Below are 19,889 nucleotides of genomic sequence, written 5' to 3'. Positions count from 1 at the left end.
CAACACAACGTTATTTCTGACAACCGGCACAGGCCTTGATTTGAATTTGATCAAAGAATGAATTGCCTTTGTCATCAACGAGTATGAACGCCGGAAAGTTCCTGACTTCCATCTTCCACACAGCTTCCATTCCCAGCTCGGGATACTCAAGGCATTCCAGACTTTCGATATACTCCTGCGCCAGAATGGCCGCAGAACCGCCGATACTGCCCAAATAGAAACCACCGTGCTTATGGCATGATTCGGTGACTTGCTGGCTACGATTGCCTTTTGCCAACATGATTAAGCTGCCCCCCTGGGATTGGAACAGATCGACATAAGGATCCATGCGCCCTCCAGTCGTTGGCCCCATCGAGCCGGATACCAATTCATCCGGTTTTTTTGCAGGTCCAGCATAATAGACGGGATGATCTTTCATGTATTGAGGTAATGGCTGGTTCTGTTCCAAACGCTGTTGCAGCTTGGCATGCACAATATCGCGGGCAACAATTAACGGGCCATTGAGTGATACGCGGGTGGATACCGGGTAAAGTGAAAGCTGTTGACGAATTTCATCCATCGGGCGGTTAAGATCAATGTTAACTACCGTCCCTTCGTTATTAATCCGCAAATCTTCAGGAATATATCGCTCAGGGTGGCGCTCTAATTTCTCCAGCCATATGCCCTCTTTATTAATTTTGGCTTTAATGTTCCGATCAGAAGAACATGAAATTGCCATCCCTATCGGGCAAGAGCCACCATGACGCGGCAAACGAATAACCCGAACATCATGTGCAAAATATTTGCCACCAAACTGAGCACCCAAGCCAAATTCACGTGAAGCTTGTAACAGATCCTCTTCCAGCGCCTTATCACGGAAAGCCTGACCGAACGCATTACCCTCGCCAGGTAAGTTATCGTAATATTTTGTCGAGGCGAGTTTAGCGGTCTTCAAGGTTAATTCTGCGGAGGTACCTCCTATAACAAAAGCAATATGATAAGGAGGACAAGCAGCCGTTCCCAGGCTCTTCATTTTCTCAATTAAAAAGGCTTTGAGTTTTGCCGGTTCCAACACCGCTTTTGTTTCCTGATAAAGCGCTGCTTTATTGGCGGAGCCGCCGCCCTTATTCACAAACAAGAACGAATATTGCATACCCGAGGTAGCAAAAATATCAATTTGCCCAGGAAGATTGGTACCGGTATTCACTTCGTTATACATATCTAACGCCGCATTTTGTGAGTAGCGCAGATTATCTTGGCGGAAGGTGTTATAGATGCCGCGTGATAATGCTTCGGCATCATCAGTATCAGTCCAAACCCGTTGGCCTTTTTTCGCTACAATGGTGGATGTGCCCGTATCCTGGCAGTTCGGCAAAATACCTTTGGCTGAAATCTCCGAATTTCTCAATAATTGCAATGCGACATATTTGTCATTTTCGCTCGCTTGCGGATCATGCAAAATGGCAGAAACTTGCTGCTGATGTGCTGGGCGCAGGAAGAATGAGGCATCATGGAACGCTTGCTGGGAGACTAATGTCAGCGCTTCAGATTCAACTTTTAATACTTCGTTGCCATCAACCTCGATAGTGGAAACATACTTATCCGTTAACAAGTAATATTCTGTGCGGTCCTCAGACAGAGGGAAGAGATCTTGGTAAAAAAAATCATTTTTATACATTATTTTCACTCGATTAGCTGAATGGGAAATAGTAAGAAAATATCGCTGACCCTTTGTATTTAAAAAATCAAAGAATAAAAAAACCTCAGTAAGTCGCTGGTATCATCGTGCTATTATTAATAGAGTAAAATAAAAAGCAATTGTTCTATCTGCAACACATAATGCGTATTGGTGAATAACTCCAGAACAATTTCCACAGCCGAAAAAGAAAGAAAAACCAAGGTAATAACCCATTAAAAATAGGCACAAACCAGAAATGGCTGCGCTATGGTAATATGCCATAAAAATACGACAACTCAATTATCATCGTAAATTTAGAACACGACATTAATTTAATCCTACGTTCAAAACATATATTTTATTTTAAAAAATAAAATATAATTCTTTATCTGTCGCTTTGAAAAATTAATTAACCCATGCTCTTTTTAGCTCTTCCTCTTTAGATTTATCATGGAGCCAGCGACTTAATTTTTGCAAGCTTCTCAACCCTCTTTTACCTTCTTTGTAGGTCAGTACAAAGTGGTTTCCGGTGCTCATGGGTAAATCACATGGAATGACCATATCACCATTTTCCAAATCCTTGTGAATAGCAAATCGGGGCAATAACGCCATGCCAAGATTGGAGCGCACAGCAGAAATCAGCATCGATAAAAGATCAAAACGTGGCCCCATTCGTACTTTAGGGCTATTAACGCCTGATAATGTAAACCAGTCATGCCACGAATCTAAACGAGTTGTTTGATGAAGCAACGTAAGTTCATCCATCAACTGCTCTGCAAGCATCACTTTTTTCTCATCCTGCCACAACATCCGGCTGCAGACAGGCACTAGCTCTTCTTCAAACAAGTGCTCATTTTCAGCCCACGGGCTACAGAAATCCTCACGCATAATTGCCGCATCGTATTTCAAATTCAGAAAATCAGCAGGCGTAGTCAGCGCCACTAAATTAAGAACAATCTCAGGATGCTTCTCATGAAAGTCACTGAGATTTGGAATGAGCCAATGTGTGCTAAATGTTGGTGTAACCGCCAGCTCCAACACTTGCTGAGTTGACTGGTAAGACATAATGCTTTGCGTATCTCTTTCCAGTTGCTCCAATGTATCTCTGACTAAACCAAGATAATAACGACCCGCATCATTGAGGAAAATTCGCTTACGGACATGGTGGAATAATGACACATTAAGTAGCTCCTCCAATGCTGTAATTTGACGGAAAACAGCACTTTGGGTTAACGCTAACTTTTCTGCCGCTCGCGTGTAGCTTTCATATTGAGCAACAGCTTCAAATGTCACTAATAAATCAGTTTTAGGAATTTTACACCGCATTATAGCTCACCCATTATTTCATAAAACACCGATTAAATAGTTGTGTACCTGGGCACAACTAATATTCAAATATTGATAGCGACGCTTCTTTTTTTGATTTTTAAAATACACATTTCTATTTAGATAGACATGGGTCTCCGTCATTTTTGTGATAGCCCTCATGATTATCAATAGCAATATCATATTAAAGATAAAAAATAAGCGAATAAACCAAAACTATAACGAAGGACATTGCACATTTAAATATTGATGCTTTAGCGTTAACACAAATAAAATAAAACCATAATTTAATATGAAAATCATATAGTTATAAAAACAAACATCAAATGCGAAATATTTGAAAGAGATCATTCCATAAAATGATTAAATATTGGGAGCAAGGTCAAATATATAATCTCATATTTATGAATAATGATGCGGAGTTTAATAATCATATGCCGTTTTTATATAACGCATTTCTGGTGATTAATTTTAATAAAATTAAAAATCTTATCGGCCATAAAGGTTGCTCGAATGAGTAAAGGAAAAGTATTGTTAGTTGGGGCGGGACCGGGGGATGCATCTCTAATCACTGTAAAAGGATTGCTAGCCATTCGTGAAGCTCAAGTTATTGTGCATGACCGTCTGGTTAATCTTGAGTTAATTTCTCAAGCACCACCCCATTGCCAAATTATTAATGTGGGGAAAACCTCAAATCATCATCCAGTCCCACAAGAACAGATCAATAAAATCTTGGTCGAGCATGCCCTGGCGGGGAAAAATGTTGTTCGTCTTAAAGGAGGCGACCCTTATGTATTTGGCCGAGGTGGAGAAGAAGCCGAGGCACTTGCCCATGAAGAGATCCCTTTTGAGATAATTCCAGGTATCAGCTCAGCTATTGGCGGTTTAGCCTATGCCGGTATCCCCGTGACCCATCGGCACTACGCTTCCAGCTTTCATGTGGTCACCGGGCATATGTGTCAGGGAAATGAACCACAAAACTGGGATATTTTGGCCCAACTGGATGGGACGTTAATCGTATTAATGGGAATGACGCGACAAGAGGAGATCTGCCAACGCCTAATCGACGGAGGTAAATCACCCGACACCCCCGCCGCCGCCGTGATGTATGCCAGCCAGCAACGGCAAGAGATAGCAAAAGGGACACTGACCACGCTAAAAGATGAAATTGTACGTAAAAAATTACATGCCCCCGCACTGTTAGTGATTGGTCATGTCGTCAATCTTAGTGATGTTCTGGCTTTTACTGCCCACCAAATTGATATCAGTCATGAACCACTATTGCAGGCAATCTGAGTATGTTGTCAGCAATAGTTATTTGTTCCAAGGGGCCAGTAGTGCATAAGAACGGCATTCAATCCGTCAGTTATATCAGGCATCCAGACCACATCTGGCCACAGGCTGTTTCTCATGGCTGAAGCCCGTTGCCCAGCCTCTTGCGGTGAACTGATCCAAGGGTGGATTTTTGGCGGAGAAAAACTTATCTCTTGCCCGATTAACTGGTTTAGCACCGTTTCAGTTACCGAAGGGGAACCGAGCTGGCGTGAACGACCGCGTATGCGTCACATGGTCAGGCAAGTGTTGGCGCATTTTGGCGAGCCTGCCCAATATAGCGAGAATATCTGCATTGCGTTTGAATCCACTATTCCCGTGGCTAAAGGATTAGCCAGTAGCACCGCCGATATTGCCGCAACAGCTATCGCGACCAGCCGCTTACTGGGTAAATCACTGAGTGACGAATCACTGGCCAAACTCTGCGTGGCAGTTGAACCCACCGACAGCACGATATTTAAAGATCTCACCCTTTTTGATCACCAGACCGCGCAAAATCATCATCCCTTTACCTGGCGACCCGACATCGACATTCTGCTACTTGAAAGTACACAAACGCTGTTAACCGAAGAGTTCCATAAACGAAATCGCCAACCCTTGTTACTTAAACAGGCAGCCAACTTAGCCAATGCTATGCAACTGTTTCAACAGGCTAACGATACCCAGTGCCACTATCGTTTGGGCGAAGCCACCACGCTAAGTGCCGTCGCCAGCCAGTCAATGCTGCCTAAGCCTGAATTTCATCAGTTACTGGATATCGTTGAGCGCAGCGGAATTTATGGTTTGAACGTAGCCCACAGTGGCAGCGTTATTGGTTTGCTGTTCAATCATCAACGACACGATCTAGACCGCCTTATCAGCACACTGCATCAACCACAGATAATTAAGCACTATCCGCATATTCATATTGTCAAAATGGTTGTGGGTGGCGTGCGTTGATGAACATATTATTTTCGCAAACATCATTGATTTTTAATATTCAGCTAATGTGATAATAACTCACTATTATTTTTAACATTATAACTCTCACATCTATAAAATATCTCATATTAATTCATTAAATATAGCCAACCAACAGAAAACAAAACTAAACCCTAGAAATATAAATATGATCAGCATCACACAAACAGAATTAACCCATAACTTTTATATAGATCACACTTTCACTCTAAATAATCACATTCATTTTTAATTATATTTATAACCATGCATTAACAAAAAACAAATAACATAAACAATAGATTGATTTTAAATAATTTACTCAATCTAAACTGCCAATTTAAAATAATTTATTTTGCTTTTTTATTTTTTTCAAGATGTCCTGACAATAAATCAATTGTATTTAATTTGTTGGAAAAGCACATTATAAGCCAGCCAATTCCCAGTGAATTGCCATCGATACCTGAAGAATAAAATAGATAATCTTGATTTACGCGTAGAGGGCTAAAAAAATAAATTTAGCTCTCTACTCACAAAACCAATATACGGATCGTAATCTACATAGAGGACTTAACATGCAAAATCCAACAATTGTTATTGGCGTCATTGGTGCTGATTGCCATGCTGTTGGTAATAAGGTGCTAGACCGAGTGTTTACAATGCACAACTTCAACGTCATCAATCTCGGAGTGATGGTGAGTCAGGATGAATATATTGATGCTGCCATTGAAACCGGTGCTCACGCCATTGTCATCTCCTCTATCTATGGGCACGGTGAAGTGGATTGTATTGGTATGCGTGAGAACTGCATTGAACGCGGAATTGGCGAAATCTTGCTGTATGTCGGCGGAAATTTGGTTATTGGTAAACATGCATTCTCAGAAATTGAGTCAAAATTCAAAGAGATGGGATTCAACCGCGTCTTCGCACCCGACACTGATTTGGAATTAGTCTGTTCTTTAATGAAAGGCGATATTGAACATGCCATGCAACCAGAAGCAGCGGCTGGGGGCGTGCAATGATCACCGTTTCTATCGATATCGGCTCCACCTGGACAAAAGGGGCAGTGTTCGAGGTGGGAGATGATGACCATATTGATGTGAAGAATTATGCATTATCTCCTACTACGCCACACCATTTGGCTGAAGGATTTTTTTCGGTATTGAATAAGATCCTGAATGTTGCCGATGCACGCCCTTTATTAGCGTCAGGGCAGGTCAATATTGATTACTCCTCATCGGCCAAAGGCGGATTAGCGGTTGCTGCTATTGGGCTGGTGCCCAATATTACCCTCGAATCCGCCAAGGTCACCGCGCATTCTGCGGGGGCTAAAGTGTCACAACACTTCGCCTATAACCTGAATAAATCAGATGTACGGGCTTTAGAAGCATCACCGCCGGATATCCTGTTATTTACCGGTGGTACTGACGGCGGTGACTACGCTCATGGCCTGTCTAACGCGAAACTATTGGCTCAATCTAAATTGAAGTGCTCCATTATTTATGCCGGAAATCGCGACTTGCAAGATGACGTATTGGAGATCCTCGGTGATAAAGATTTAACCATCGTTAATAACGTGCTGCCCAATCTCGACAGCCCTAATCCATTTGATGCGCGTAAGGCTATTTGCAACATTTTCCTCAAAAAGATTATTAGAGGGAAAGGTTTAGACGTCATCGTTGATCAAACGGGTGAAGACCCACTGCCTACGCCCTATTCAGTCTTCGAACTGGTACAACAAATTCGCCAATACGTGCCCGATTGGGAAACGTTCATGTTGATAGATATGGGGGGCGCCACCACCGATGTTTACTCCTCCTATAACAGTCATATGCTGCCCGACACCGTGATACACGGGATCCCAGAACCGCTGATTAAACGAACCGTCGAAGGTGACCTGGGGATGCGCGTTTCAGCGATGAATGCCGGCGAAACCGGTATGCCGATGATTGCTCATTACTTCTCACATCAACAAAACCAAATTGATGCTTTTTATCGATATTTAACCCATATCACTGCGCATCCGGGCTATTTACCCCGTAGCGACGAAGAAGTTGTTTTCGACCAATTGTTGGCTGGGATTTGTGTCGGATATGCCACTGAACGTCATGCGGGCAAAAAAACACAGGTTTGTACCTGCGCAGGCAATATTGACCTACAGGTCGGTCGCGACTTAAGCCTGGTTAAAAAGGTGATTGGCACTGGCGGGTGGCTATCCCGAGCAGAATCATTCGATATTCATAACTGGCTGAAATATCGCAATTTAGATGATGAGGGCAAGCAGGTTCTGCTCCCCGGCAAGTTTGAATATTACAGAGATACACAAGGTTTACTTCCCCTGCTCGCCAATGTCGCCCGTCGCTTTCCTAAAGCTGCCGCCCAAACTGGCGTTCGAATTTTGAACAAGTAAAAACTGGAGTCATGATGGAACTTCGCAACAAAAAGATTTCTTTAGATCACTTTATGTCAGAACGTTTTCACGTCTTACAAACGTGGCACACCGGCAAAGACGTTGAGAAATTTGAAGATGGCGTTAAGTATCAGCAAACAATTCCTGAGTCGAAAAATTTTGCCCGGGCATTATTTGAAGCAGACCGCCAAGGCATTACGTTGAGCCAACCTCGTGCTGGGGTCGCATTAATCGAAGAACATATCGCACTGCTGACAGCGTTGCAAAAAGATTGCGACCTCCTACCCACCACGATTGATGCCTATACCCGCCTTAATCGTTACGAAGATGCAGCCATCGGCATCCAAAAATCTATCGAAGCAGGGACATCAAAACTCAATGGTTTACCGGTCGTCAACCACGGTGTAACAGCTTGTCGCAGCATTACTGAAAGCTTATCTAAACCATTGCAGATCCGGCACGGAACACCTGATGCACGGCTGCTGGCCGAGATAGCAATGGCCAGTGGGTTTACCAGCTACGAAGGCGGCGGGATCTCCTACAACATTCCTTATGCAAAACGCGTAACGCTGGAGAAATCCATTCGTGACTGGCAGTACTGCGATCGCTTGATTGGGGTATATGAAGAGCATGGTATTCGTATTAACCGCGAGCCATTTGGCCCATTGACCGGCACCTTAATCCCGCCGTTTGTGTCCCATGCGGTCGCGATTATTGAAGGTTTACTCGCGCTGGAACAAGGTGTCCGGTCTATCACCGTGGGCTACGGCCAGGTGGGTAATATTGTGCAAGATATCGCGGCTATCCAATCATTACGCGAGCTGGCTCATGAATATTTCCACGCTAATGGCTACGACAATTACGAGTTGAGTACCGTGTTCCATCAATGGATGGGGGGATTCCCAGAAGATGAGTCCCGTGCATTCGCGGTTATCTCTTGGGGGGCCGCAGTAGCGGGGATGGCCGGTGCTACCAAGGTGATTACCAAAAGCCCACATGAGGCCTACGGGATCCCAACTGCCGAGGCAAATGGTCAAGGATTAAGAGCCTCGAACCAAATGCTGAACATGGTTCGTGACCAAAAATTCCCACCTTGTCTGGAGGTCGATCGCGAGGTTGATCTGATTAAACGTGAAGTTCGCGCCGTTATGAACAAAGTGCTGGAACTGGGTCAGGGCGATATTGCGATAGGTACCGTACGTGCCTTTGAAGCGGGAGTCCTTGATGTGCCATTTGCCCCCGCCACCTGTAACTCCGGCAAAATGATGCCTATCCGCGATAACCATGGCGCCATCCGCGTCTTCGATCCGGGTTCAGTACCCCTGCCTGAAGATGTACTAGCACTCCACCATGATTTTGTTGCTGAACGCGCTAAAGAAGAAGGCCGTGTACCTTCATTCCAAATGATTATTGATGACATTAACGCTGTATCCCACAGTAAATTAATAGGAAGACCATAATGAAAATCAAACACGCTCTGTTCACCGCAGGTTACTCATCTTTCTACTTCGATGACCAACAAGCAATCAAAAATGGCGCGAAATTGGATGGGTTTATCTATCAAGGCAAGCCGGTGACTGAGGGATTCACGTCAATTCGGCAGGCAGGTGAATGCGTCAACATCCAATTAATTTTAGAAAATGGGGCCGTGGCAGTGGGTGACTGTGCCGCAGTGCAATACTCAGGCGCTGGTGGTCGTGATCCTTTGTTTATCGCAGCAAATTTTGTTCCTTTCTTAGAAAAACATATCAAACCCCTACTGGAAGGGCGCGATGTCAGTGAGTTTCGTCTGAATGCCCGTTTCTTTGACGACGTGACCATTGATGGCAAACAGCTACATACCGCCATTCGTTACGGCCTTTCTCAGGCATTGCTGGATGCCACTGCGTTAGCTACCGGGCGTTTAAAAGCCGAGGTAGTGTGTGACGAATGGCATCTGCCGCTGGTTGCCAAACCTATTCCGCTGTTTGGTCAAAGTGGCGATGACCGTTATATCGCTGTGGATAAAATGATCGTTAAAGGCGTCGATGTTCTGCCACATGGTCTTATCAACAACGTTGATGAAAAACTGGGCCGCAATGGCGAAAAACTGCGTGACTATGTGAGTTGGTTAGCCAAACGCGTGGCTGAACTGCGCGTTGATCCTAACTACAAACCGAATCTGCATATTGATGTTTACGGCACCATTGGCCTGATTTTTGACATGGACCCAATGCGGTGCGCTGAATATATCGCCAGTCTGCAAGAACAAGCCGGCGATCTGGATCTGTATATCGAAGGGCCGGTTGATGCGGGCAATAAACCAGACCAAATCCGCCTGTTAACTGAGATTACCCGCAATCTGGCAAAACTCGGTTCGAAAGTCAAAATTGTGGCCGATGAATGGTGTAACACCTATCAAGACATCATCGATTTTACTGATGCGGGTAGTTGTCACATGGTGCAGATCAAAACCCCTGATTTGGGCAGTATTCACAACATCGTGGACGCGGTTCTTTACTGCAATAAAAAAGGGATGGAAGCGTACCAGGGGGGGACTTGTAACGAAACCGATATCAGCGCTCGCACCTGTGTGCATGTCGCTATCGCCTCCCGTCCGATGCGGATGCTAATCAAACCGGGGATGGGTTTTGATGAAGGGATGAACATTGTGTTCAACGAGATGTCTCGCACCATCGCGCAACTTAATGCAAAGGCTAACTGATATGTCTAAGACCTTTAAAATTCTCTCACCAACGGCCATCTTGGGGTACGGATTCCCGGAAGAGAGCTTTATGAAAGCGATGGAGGAGTCACCTGATTTAATCGCCGTAGATGCTGGATCCTCTGACCCCGGCCCTCACTATTTGGGTGCCGGTAAACCTTTTACCGACCGCGCTGGAGTAAAACGCGATCTGCGCTATATGATAACCGCAGGGGTGAAAAATGGTATTCCTGTGGTTATCGGTACTGCGGGTGGTTCAGGGGCTGCACCGCACCTGGAGTGGTGTCGCCAGATAATTTTAGAGATTGCCAAAGAGGAATCGCTCAACTTTACGCTGGCTGTTATCCCTGCCGACGTCAGTAAAGAAGTGGTGCACGCCGCCCTTGATGCCGGCAAGATTCAGTCGCTGGATTTTGTCCCTGAACTGACTCATGAAGCCATTGATGCCACAACCTATATCGTTGCTCAAATGGGGATCGAGCCTTTTCAGGAAGCATTGCAAGCGGGCGCACAAGTGGTGTTAGGTGGCCGTGCTTATGATCCCGCCTGCTTTGCGGCGTTACCGATTATGAGGGGATTCGATGAAGGTCTGGCGTTGCATTGTGGCAAGATTTTGGAATGTGCTGCTATTGCAGCAACACCGGGATCAGGCTCCGACTGCGCAATGGGTATTCTGGACGAAACTGGCTTTACCTTAAAAACCTTCAACGAGAAACGTCAATTTACCGAAACCTCGGCCGCGGCACATACCTTGTATGAAAAATCTGACCCATATTTCTTACCCGGCCCCGGCGGCGTGTTGAACCTGAAAGCCTGTCGCTTTGAAAATGTCGGCAACGGCCAGGTTCGTGTCAGCGGGTCAGTACATGAAAACACGCCATACACCGTGAAGTTGGAAGGCGCACGTCCGGTGGGCTATCGTACCCTGAGTATTGCCGGCACCCGTGATTCCATTATGATTGCCGGTATTGATAATATTTTGGTCGAAGTACGCAACAGTGTCGAAAAAAACCTCAAAATCGATCCTGATGCGGTGAAGCTCAATTTTCATCTGTACGGCAAGAACGGTGTCATGGGCAAAATGGAGCCAGAGCCGGATACCACTTCTTATGAATTGGGTATTTTGCTGGATGTTGTCGCCCCGACTCAAGCCATGGCTGATAGCATATGTTCACTCGCCCGCTCTACTCTGCTTCATTATGGTTATGCCGGGCGAATAGCTACTGCGGGTAATTTGGCCTTCCCATTCTCTCCGTCAGATATTCGAGCGGGACTGGTTTATGAATTCTCCATTTATCATTTGATGGAATACACACCAGAAGTTGCATTTAAATTCCGCCTGGAAAATGTAACAACCGAAGGAGTGGTAGCATGAAAAAATCAATTTTAGATTTGGCACACGTTGTCAGATCGAAAAATGCCGGTCCTTATGAATTAGTGCTGGACATTTTATTTAAGGATAAAGAGATATATTCAAGCATTAAAGCATCAGGGCAATTTAAAAAAGAACTGATTGCGCAACTCTATAAAATTGACCCCAAATTTGTACACCGCATTGTTTGGTTCGATCCCGCCAATGCTGTCAAGGTAGTCATGCCGCGCAGCCTGGTATCGGGTGCAGTAGGCGATACTGACGTCTATGGTGCTCAGCAACATGCACCATTATTGAAACTCGAGTTTAGCATTTAGTATTTCATTAACTGTAGCAATAGAAAAAACACTCTAATAATCCGGTGCACTGCGCTGCGTCATTCGCTTCGTCCTGCACCGTGATTAATATAGAGGCAAATACAACATCAGCACTGTTATTAATTAAGTTTAGAGCAACGATACCACCCTACTTATAAATGGAATCCTTATGAAATCAAAAAATTTGACCACAATGATCATATTGGGTCTGATAATAGGTATTATTGTCGGATTTTTAATTAATTCCTTTAGCAGCCCTGAGTTCGCTAAATCATACTCATCTGAAATATCTATTTTCACCGATATTTTCCTGCGATTGATCAAAATGATCATTGCTCCATTAATCATCTCAACATTAGTGGTTGGGATTGCCAAAATGGGGGATGCCAAAACCTTAGGACGCGTTTTCTCAAAAACGCTGTTCTTGTTCATTTGCGCCGCATTCATTTCCATTCTGCTCGGGTTGGTGATTGTTAACCTGTTAAGACCCGGTGATGGGATTAACTTCGTGGCGGAAACTGCCAGCGCTGTTGACGGTATCGCACCAGTACCATTCTCGGCTAAGGTGTTTATCTCACACGCTATCCCAACCAGTATTGTGGATGCGATGGCACGCAATGAAATCCTGCAAATTGTTGTGTTCTCTATATTTATGGGAATTAGCCTGTCCGCCATCGGTGAAAAAGCTACCCCTATCGTTTCGGTATTAGATTCGTTGGCACACCTGATGCTAAAACTCACAGGTTACGTCATGTTGTTTGCCCCTCTGACCGTATTCGCTGCCATTTCAGCCATGATTTCTGAGCGTGGCTTAAGTGTATTAGTCAGTGCCGGTATCTTTATGGGCGAGTTCTATCTCACCCTCGGCCTGCTGTGGCTTATTTTGATTGGTTGTTCGATACTTCTGATTGGCCGCTGCACGCTGCGCTTAATTAAAGGCATCAGCGAACCCGCGCTGTTAGCTTTTACCACCTCAAGTTCTGAAGCGGCCTTCCCTGGTACGTTAGAGAAATTAGAAGAGTTTGGCGTATCCAACAAAATTGCCAGTTTTGTGTTGCCGATTGGTTATTCCTTTAACCTTGTAGGCTCCATGGCATATTGTTCGTTCGCGGTCATATTTATTGCTCAGGCATGTAATATCCATTTGAGCATGGGTGAGCAAGTCACCATGTTATTGATTCTAATGCTGACTTCTAAGGGCATGGCGGGGGTTCCACGTGCTTCATTAGTGGTTATTGCCGCAACGTTGAGCCAGTTCAATATCCCGGAAGCAGGGTTGATTCTACTGATGGGTGTTGATCCCTTCCTCGATATGGGCCGTTCTGCCACTAATGTGATGAGTAACGCAGTTGGTGCAGCATTGGTTGGGCGTTGGGAAGGTGAACACTATGGTGAAGGCTGCCGTGGCGTGGCAAAAGCGCGCACGGAAACTATCATGGTTAAAGAGATGGCGGTGATTCAAGAGACATTTACTCTCGAGGCGCAGGCCAAGTAATAGCCGTTCTCTGTTTGTTCCCGCTGAAAAAGCAAAAAGCCCAAGCTTGCAATAAGCTTGGGCTTTAAATTTGGCGGAAGGATAGAGATTCGAACTCTAGGACCTGTTACAGTCGACGGTTTTCAAGACCGTTGCCTTAAACCACTCGGCCATCCTTCCAATGGGCAGCATTATCATCTATAGCGCGATGATATGTCTAGTGTTTCATTTAGAAAAAATTGAAATTCGATTCGTTTGGTTAAACTTCACACCAAAATTGGTCAAAAAAAGTCTGTGCGGCTAAAAATGGCGCGCCTTTTGATAAACCATCGGCTGTTTTCAATGCACGTAAGAGCTGCCTTCGGCGGATAAACATCCTGTCCTAACAATACCAGCCTGATGACCGACACAAAAAAACGCGGCCAGATTGACCGCGTTCTGCCTCAGAACTTATCCTGTAATCAGAATTAGAACTGGTAAACCACACCAACAGCTACGATATCATCAGTGTTGATACCGGCGTTTTTGGTAAAGGTATTTTCATCCAACAGGTTGATTTTGTAATCAACGTAGGTGGACATATTTTTGTTGAAGGCATAAGTTGCGCCGACATCAACGTATTTCAACAGATCCTGGTCACCATAACCGTTGCCAAGGTCTTTACCTTTGGATTGCAGGTAAGCCACGGATGGGCGCAGGCCGAAATCAAATTGATATTGAGCCACTAACTCAATGTTTTGCGCTTTGTTAGCATAACCTGCATCGGCATTGTTATTGCCGAAATCACCGAAGCGGGTCAGGTTATAAGTCTGAGTATAGTTAGCCGCCAGATAGACATTGTTGGCATCGTATTTCAAACCACCGGTGTATGCATCTGCACGGTCACCGTGACCAAATTTCAGGTTATTTTGATCAGTAGTACGCAGAGAACTGGCCATCGCCGCAGACGCACTCACACCCCAGCCCAAATCGTAAGATACGGACATACCGTAACCATCACCATTCTGCCCTTGTACATCACGGCCATTATTGGTTTCAGTACCGTTACCATTTTTGCCCTGATATTGCAGCGCAAAGTTCAGGCCGTCCACCAGACCAAAGAAGTTGGTGTTACGGTAAGTCGCCATGCCGTTACCACGTTGAGACAGGAAGTTATCCGCACCATATGTATCGCCACCAAACTCTGGCAGCACGTCAGTCCATGAAGTTACGTCGTACAGCACACCATAGTTACGGCCGTAATCCAGAGAACCGTAATCCGCAAATTTCAGACCCGCAAAGCCAACACGCGTGAAGTTGCCTTGATCCTGACTTTCAGCTTTATTCAGGTTTGCCTGATATTCCCACTCGCCATAACCGGTCAGTTGGTCATTAATTTGTGTTTCGCCTTTTAGGCCGAAACGCATGTAGGACTGATCGCCATCATTGCTTTTATTGTCAGAGAAATAATGCAGACCATCAATTTTACCGAACAAGTCCAGTTTGTTGCCGTCTTTGTTGTAAATTTCAGCTGCACCTGCACTACCTGCGACTAATAAAGCCGGAACCAGCAGAGAAAGAACTCGAAGTTTCATCGTTATTATCCTCTATTATTAGATTTGATTATGCCACTGCTCTTTCGAGCAATTACTCCCAATGGGGTTTCTCTATTGTGGGAATAAGATTAGGATTAATCTATACAGAAAATGCTACTAAGTGACGGATAATGTTTCATATACCCAGCAAAGTATTTCAAAATGTAAATACTGGCGAACTTTAACAAATATTAAAAACACTAAAAATATAGCACTTATAATCAAGAATAAATATAATTCACATATAAAACAACATGTTGAAAAAATACATCAGCAGCACAAATTGATAAGTAAAATACAATAATCGAGGGCTATAATACATCCGCTATCATCATTATTTTTACTTTTATTCACATTGTGGCTTATGTGGCCAGATAATTAGTTAGTGTTACGGCCGGTCTTTGACCGGCTTTTTTATTGCCAATAATATATAGTTAAGTATATTCATAGTGAGCACGTATTAACAAGATGAAATAGTAGCCGAATAATATAGTTTCATGGTTTTATTTAAGCACAAATAGCTTAAAAATATCTAATCAGTGATTATAATGCCCTATGGATGACCGTTCAATTATTCATCAACGATGAATAATTGAACGGTTCACTCTCTACTAGAAATAATCCTCGGCTAATCATTTTTGATTTTAAGCCACAATCTTATTGAGTGATACGGTTATCCTGCGGTGTATTTAGGATGATAAAAACCACATTTTAGCCTAATGAGTAGCTAAAGAGAGGCCAGCTATGCCATGCATATATAGGGCTTAGAGTCATGGGGTGCCCGCAAGCAACCGTATATAAAAAGCAACTATTCTACTAATCCAGACAAATCCCTTCGACCCGCATTTCTCTTTGTGATAGAAACATCTGTCAATATCACTTGTTCGTTTCAATCGCAGATCTGATACCTCATGACCACCAAAGTACTCCAACAAACATTGCAGCCAGGTGTTGCACAGCAAGTCTCGACCCGACTGGCATTCTTTATTGCAGGATTGGGTATGGCCGCTTGGGCCCCTCTGGTGCCTTTTGCCAAAGCGCGTATCGGTCTTAACGATGCGTCGTTGGGCTTACTGCTATTGTGTATTGGTATCGGTTCGATGCTGGCAATGCCCCTGACCGGGGTACTAACGGCAAAATGGGGTTGCCGCCCAGTGATTTTACTGGCAGGGGCAGTGCTGTGCCTCGATCTTCCCTTGTTAGTCCTGATGAATACCCCGGTGACGATGGCTCTCGCTCTGCTCGTATTCGGTGCTGCTATGGGCATAATAGATGTCGCCATGAATATTCAGGCGGTTATTGTTGAAAAAGCCAGTGGCCGGGCCATGATGTCCGGTTTCCACGGTCTGTTTAGTGTCGGAGGGATTGCCGGTGCTGGTGGCGTGAGTGCTTTATTATGGTTGGGGCTAAGCCCATTGGCGGCGATTATCGCTACCGTGGTGCTAATGATTGTTCTCCTGCTCACTGCCAATAAGAATTTGCTACGAGGTAGCGGAGAAGCCCATGACGGCCCACTGTTTGTTTTGCCGCGTGGTTGGGTGATGTTTATTGGCTTCCTGTGCTTTGTTATGTTTCTGGCCGAAGGCTCGATGCTTGACTGGAGTGCGGTTTTCCTGACTACACTGCGCGGTATGGACCCCTCACAAGCGGGAATGGGATATGCGGTATTTGCCATCGCCATGACACTCGGGCGTTTGAATGGCGATCGGATTGTCAACGGATTGGGCCGATACAAGGTATTATTAGGTGGCAGTCTGTGTGCTGCGCTTGGGATTATCATTGCGATAAGCGTTGATAGCTCAATTGCCGCTCTTTTGGGCTTTATGCTCGTAGGGCTTGGGGCATCCAATGTCGTGCCTATCTTATTTACCGCCGCCGGTAACCAAACCGTGATGCCAGCCAATTTGGCGGTAGCATCGATTACCACCATCGGATACGCCGGGATTTTAGCCGGGCCTGCGGCAATTGGGTTTGTCGCACAATTAAGCAATTTATCGGTGGCTTTTGGCTGTGTGGCGTTACTATTACTGACCGTCACTGCCAGCGCCAGAGCCGTCACGCGCTAATCAAGGAATATGCATTATCGTTATGCAAAATAACTCGTTATCTACCAGTTCTGCGAATATCACTCGCTGTTTCTGGCTGTTTATCGTCCTGCTGCTCGTCACGATGGGCCTGTATAGCTACAACTATACCAATGCCTATCTGGCAGAAAAAAAATACGCGCTAACGACTATCGCCGCAGGCCTGCAACAACGTATCGATGATTACCGCTATCATACCTATCAGATATACGATTTAGCCAATAACCCCAATATGTCTGAGAAAAGTATCCTCTCCGCACAAGAGGTCCGGCTACGCCCTGATATTTACTATATCGAAAAGCCGCGCAGAAAAACTGACTCGGTCATTTTTGGCAATCACGAGCCAGCAACACTGCCGATGATCTTGCAGATATCTGACTATCTTGATAGCCATTGGGGGTCACAAAATGATACTTACTCGATGTATTATCTTAACGGCCAAGATAATAGTCTGACACTCATCACCACCCAGGCATTAAAAGAAGTCACTTCGCGTTTTAAAGAAAGTTACCTGACCGTTGCTGCTGAATCTCGGCGCGCGGAAATGTTGCAACAGGCCAATACCTTAGATGAACGTGAGAGTTTCTCACCGTTACGTAAATTTCGCTTTCAGAACGCCTACTATTTTACGCTGAGAACCACATTTAACCATCCTGGGCATTTGGCTACCGTTATCGCTTTTGACTTACCAATTAATGACTTAATACCTTCCAACATGGCGCGTTCTAACTTTTTGCTGCAACAAGATAAGACTCCCATTAATGAAGGTATGGCGCCCGAGGACATTGTAGCAACCAGCGTGGCATTGAATGGTTCCTGGCTAGAATTTTCAGCCCCTCTGGCGAATGCCGCGCTGAAAATTGTCTATCGTGTCCCGGTCGGGGGGTTAGCCATTGATTTGCTGAGAAACAACTTTTGGCTCCTTTTGTCCAATATATTGTTGCTAGTACTGGCTGTTTTAGGCATCTATTTTGTGCGCCGCCAATATGTGCGCCCAAGTGCAGATATGGTCGAACAGTTAGAAACACAGAAATCACTGAGTCAGGAGATTATTACCAGCCTGCCACAAGGGTTATTGGTCTATAACTTCAGCAACAGCACTGTAGTCGCTAGTAACCAGATTGCCGATAACCTGATGCCCCATCTAAATCTGCAAAAAATTGCTCATATGGCAGAACAGCACCACGGGGTGATTCAGGGCACGGTAAATAATGAAGTTTATGAGATTCGGATGTTCCGCAGCCAGATTTCACCAGAAACCTATCTGTTCCTGCTTCATGATCAGGATAAAGAGGTACTGGTAAATAAAAAGCTGCAACAAGCAAGGCGTGAATACGACAAAAACCTGCAAGCCCGCAAATTGATGTTGCACAACTTGGGGATTGAGCTGAATCAACCTATCAACAACCTCAATCAGATAGCCCATGAGCTCCAGAACACCACCGACTTACAGCAACAACAGAATCTGAAAGCCAAATTGGTAGCGCAAACTGACACTATCGCCGAGTTGATAGATAACATTACCCTCCTGACGCGGCTGGAGACTCAGGACTGGCAGCCTGAACAGGGGGCCTTCTCTCTATCAGCATTAATCGATGCGCTACTGCTGGAGGTACTGCCTGCGATAAATCAGAAAGGTTTAACGCTGTTTAATCACTATCATGTCAATATCGATCAGGATTACATCGGCGATGAAAAAATCTTACGTAAAATACTGTCGCTGCTACTGCATTATTCTGTTATCACCACAGCTTATGGGAAAATCACGCTCAATGTTGGCCACGAACCCGGGCATCCAGAACAACTGATTATCCAGATAACCGATACTGGTGTCGGTATTTCTGATGAAGAGATCAGTAATCTTAATTATCCTTTCCTCAGTCAAACATTGGTTGACCGATACAACCATGGCTCGGGGTTAACATTCTTTTTATGTAACCAATTATGTAAGAAATTAAACGGCCAACTTGAGATTCGCAGTAAAGTAGATATAGGTACTCGCTATACTATCCGTGTAACCATGGCTATCCAAAATGAACAAGTAGAGGAGCAAGAAAAATTATTGGACGGAGTTACGGCGCTATTAGATATAACTTCAGAAGAAGTACGTTCAATTATCACCACGTTATTGAATTCATTCGGCGCCAATTGCATTGTCGCGGATGATCGTTTGCCAGGGCGGGATTACGATGTAACCTTAACGGATAACCCACAACAGTATGATAACTTTACCTTATTGCTAGTCTCAGACGAGGTGGGTTTACAGCAGTTGCAGGATAATTATATTCGGGTAAATTATAATTTGGGCAGCGCTGTCATTGATGCAATATTATTATTAATCGAGCAACGAATCTTATCAGATGAGTCACCTGAAGAGTCTGAATCCATTGCTGCTGATGATATAAATACCTACGAGCAACAACTAAAGTCCAGTGACTATTATTCCTTATTTGTTGAGACAGTACCGGTAGATCTGAAGAAACTGTATACTGAAGTTCAGCAACGTGATTTCATATCGCTTTCGCAGACCGCACATCGATTGAAAGGCGTATTTGCTATGTTGAACCTGATACTTGGCAAACAGCTATGTGAAACATTAGAACAGCATATCGCAGATGGCGATCGGTTGAAGATCGAAAATAGCATCAGTCAAATTGATTCTTTCGTCACCAGACTGTTGCAGCAAGGTAACCCATAACC

Annotated in this window: 14 protein-coding genes and 1 tRNA gene; 11 read left to right on the top strand and 4 right to left on the bottom strand. The window is 44.7% G+C overall.

Annotation, left to right across the window (positions count from 1 at the left end; translation table 11 throughout):
- Positions 1-10: 10 nt before the first annotated feature.
- Positions 11-1,657: a fumarate hydratase gene (locus A6J66_002250; protein PNM23111.1), complete on the bottom strand. Its 1,647-nt coding sequence runs from the start codon at positions 1,655-1,657 to the stop codon at positions 11-13.
- A gap of 405 nt (positions 1,658-2,062) precedes the next feature.
- Complete coding sequence (locus tag A6J66_002245) at positions 2,063-2,983, bottom strand: LysR family transcriptional regulator (protein PNM23110.1); 921 nt, start codon at positions 2,981-2,983, stop codon at positions 2,063-2,065.
- 513 nt (positions 2,984-3,496) lie between these two features.
- Between A6J66_002245 and cobA the strand changes: the two genes are divergently transcribed.
- The 9 genes from cobA to A6J66_002200 all read left to right on the top strand — a co-directional run bounded on the left by cobA (position 3,497) and on the right by A6J66_002200 (position 13,552).
- Complete coding sequence (gene cobA, locus A6J66_002240; GenBank protein ID PNM23109.1) at positions 3,497-4,279, top strand: uroporphyrinogen-III C-methyltransferase; 783 nt, start codon at positions 3,497-3,499, stop codon at positions 4,277-4,279.
- Between the two features lie 114 nt (positions 4,280-4,393).
- Positions 4,394-5,254 (top strand): GHMP kinase, encoded by an 861-nt coding sequence (locus A6J66_002235; protein PNM23108.1) that lies wholly within the window; start codon positions 4,394-4,396, stop codon positions 5,252-5,254.
- Between the two features lie 575 nt (positions 5,255-5,829).
- Positions 5,830-6,276, top strand: a complete 447-nt coding sequence (locus A6J66_002230) for a methylaspartate mutase subunit S (protein PNM23107.1) — start codon at positions 5,830-5,832, stop codon at positions 6,274-6,276.
- Positions 6,273-7,664 (top strand): glutamate mutase, encoded by a 1,392-nt coding sequence (locus A6J66_002225; GenBank protein PNM23106.1) that lies wholly within the window; start codon positions 6,273-6,275, stop codon positions 7,662-7,664. The genes A6J66_002230 and A6J66_002225 overlap by 4 nt, the downstream gene beginning before the upstream one ends.
- Positions 7,665-7,678: 14 nt before the next feature.
- On the top strand, positions 7,679-9,124 hold the full coding sequence (locus A6J66_002220; protein ID PNM23105.1) for a methylaspartate mutase subunit E: 1,446 nt from the start codon (positions 7,679-7,681) through the stop codon (positions 9,122-9,124).
- Positions 9,124-10,368: a methylaspartate ammonia-lyase gene (locus A6J66_002215; protein PNM23104.1), complete on the top strand. Its 1,245-nt coding sequence runs from the start codon at positions 9,124-9,126 to the stop codon at positions 10,366-10,368. Before A6J66_002220 ends, A6J66_002215 begins: the two co-directional genes overlap by 1 nt.
- A 1-nt stretch (position 10,369) precedes the next feature.
- Positions 10,370-11,743 carry an acyclic terpene utilization AtuA family protein gene (locus tag A6J66_002210; protein ID PNM23103.1) on the top strand — a complete coding sequence of 458 codons (1,374 nt, stop codon included), beginning with the start codon at positions 10,370-10,372 and terminating at the stop codon, positions 11,741-11,743.
- Positions 11,740-12,057, top strand: a complete 318-nt coding sequence (locus A6J66_002205; GenBank protein PNM23102.1) for a DUF4387 domain-containing protein — start codon at positions 11,740-11,742, stop codon at positions 12,055-12,057. Before A6J66_002210 ends, A6J66_002205 begins: the two co-directional genes overlap by 4 nt.
- A 169-nt stretch (positions 12,058-12,226) precedes the next feature.
- Entirely contained in the window at positions 12,227-13,552 is a 1,326-nt protein-coding gene (locus A6J66_002200; GenBank protein ID PNM23101.1) for a dicarboxylate/amino acid:cation symporter, read from the top strand.
- A gap of 71 nt (positions 13,553-13,623) precedes the next feature.
- Here the strand turns inward: A6J66_002200 and A6J66_002195 are convergent.
- Together A6J66_002195 and A6J66_002190 are read right to left on the bottom strand one after the other, a co-directional pair.
- Positions 13,624-13,711, bottom strand: a tRNA-Ser gene (locus A6J66_002195).
- A 287-nt stretch (positions 13,712-13,998) separates the two neighbouring features.
- A complete protein-coding gene (locus A6J66_002190; GenBank protein ID PNM23100.1) occupies positions 13,999-15,105 on the bottom strand; it encodes a porin OmpC in 1,107 nt (368 codons plus the stop codon).
- Positions 15,106-16,016: 911 nt separating this feature from the next.
- Here A6J66_002190 and A6J66_002185 point away from each other — a divergent pair.
- Together A6J66_002185 and A6J66_002180 are read left to right on the top strand one after the other, a co-directional pair.
- Entirely contained in the window at positions 16,017-17,171 is a 1,155-nt protein-coding gene (locus A6J66_002185; protein PNM23099.1) for an MFS transporter, read from the top strand.
- A gap of 22 nt (positions 17,172-17,193) precedes the next feature.
- Positions 17,194-19,887, top strand: coding sequence for a phosphotransferase RcsD (locus tag A6J66_002180; protein PNM23098.1), 2,694 nt, complete (start codon positions 17,194-17,196; stop codon positions 19,885-19,887).
- Positions 19,888-19,889 lie beyond the last annotated feature (2 nt).

The organism is Yersinia enterocolitica (genome assembly GCA_002082245.2).
Taxonomy (GTDB): Bacteria; Pseudomonadota; Gammaproteobacteria; order Enterobacterales; family Enterobacteriaceae; genus Yersinia; species Yersinia enterocolitica_E.
The sequence above is the reverse complement of the archived record's forward strand: the minus strand, read 5'-3'. Positions and strand labels throughout refer to the sequence as shown.

What these genes read in the sequence shown, in the direction of transcription:
- A6J66_002210 (PNM23103.1), top strand. Translation starts at nt 10,370, where the DNA reads ATGTCTAAGACCTTTAAAATTCTCTCACCAACGGCCATCTTGGGGTAC.
- A6J66_002190 (PNM23100.1), bottom strand. Translation starts at nt 15,105, where the DNA reads ATGAAACTTCGAGTTCTTTCTCTGCTGGTTCCGGCTTTATTAGTCGCA.
- cobA (PNM23109.1), top strand. Translation starts at nt 3,497, where the DNA reads ATGAGTAAAGGAAAAGTATTGTTAGTTGGGGCGGGACCGGGGGATGCA.
- A6J66_002215 (PNM23104.1), top strand. Translation starts at nt 9,124, where the DNA reads ATGAAAATCAAACACGCTCTGTTCACCGCAGGTTACTCATCTTTCTAC.
- A6J66_002225 (PNM23106.1), top strand. Translation starts at nt 6,273, where the DNA reads ATGATCACCGTTTCTATCGATATCGGCTCCACCTGGACAAAAGGGGCA.
- A6J66_002185 (PNM23099.1), top strand. Translation starts at nt 16,017, where the DNA reads ATGACCACCAAAGTACTCCAACAAACATTGCAGCCAGGTGTTGCACAG.
- A6J66_002245 (PNM23110.1), bottom strand. Translation starts at nt 2,983, where the DNA reads ATGCGGTGTAAAATTCCTAAAACTGATTTATTAGTGACATTTGAAGCT.
- A6J66_002200 (PNM23101.1), top strand. Translation starts at nt 12,227, where the DNA reads ATGAAATCAAAAAATTTGACCACAATGATCATATTGGGTCTGATAATA.
- A6J66_002250 (PNM23111.1), bottom strand. Translation starts at nt 1,657, where the DNA reads ATGTATAAAAATGATTTTTTTTACCAAGATCTCTTCCCTCTGTCTGAG.
- A6J66_002235 (PNM23108.1), top strand. Translation starts at nt 4,394, where the DNA reads ATGGCTGAAGCCCGTTGCCCAGCCTCTTGCGGTGAACTGATCCAAGGG.
- A6J66_002205 (PNM23102.1), top strand. Translation starts at nt 11,740, where the DNA reads ATGAAAAAATCAATTTTAGATTTGGCACACGTTGTCAGATCGAAAAAT.
- A6J66_002230 (PNM23107.1), top strand. Translation starts at nt 5,830, where the DNA reads ATGCAAAATCCAACAATTGTTATTGGCGTCATTGGTGCTGATTGCCAT.
- A6J66_002180 (PNM23098.1), top strand. Translation starts at nt 17,194, where the DNA reads ATGCAAAATAACTCGTTATCTACCAGTTCTGCGAATATCACTCGCTGT.
- A6J66_002220 (PNM23105.1), top strand. Translation starts at nt 7,679, where the DNA reads ATGGAACTTCGCAACAAAAAGATTTCTTTAGATCACTTTATGTCAGAA.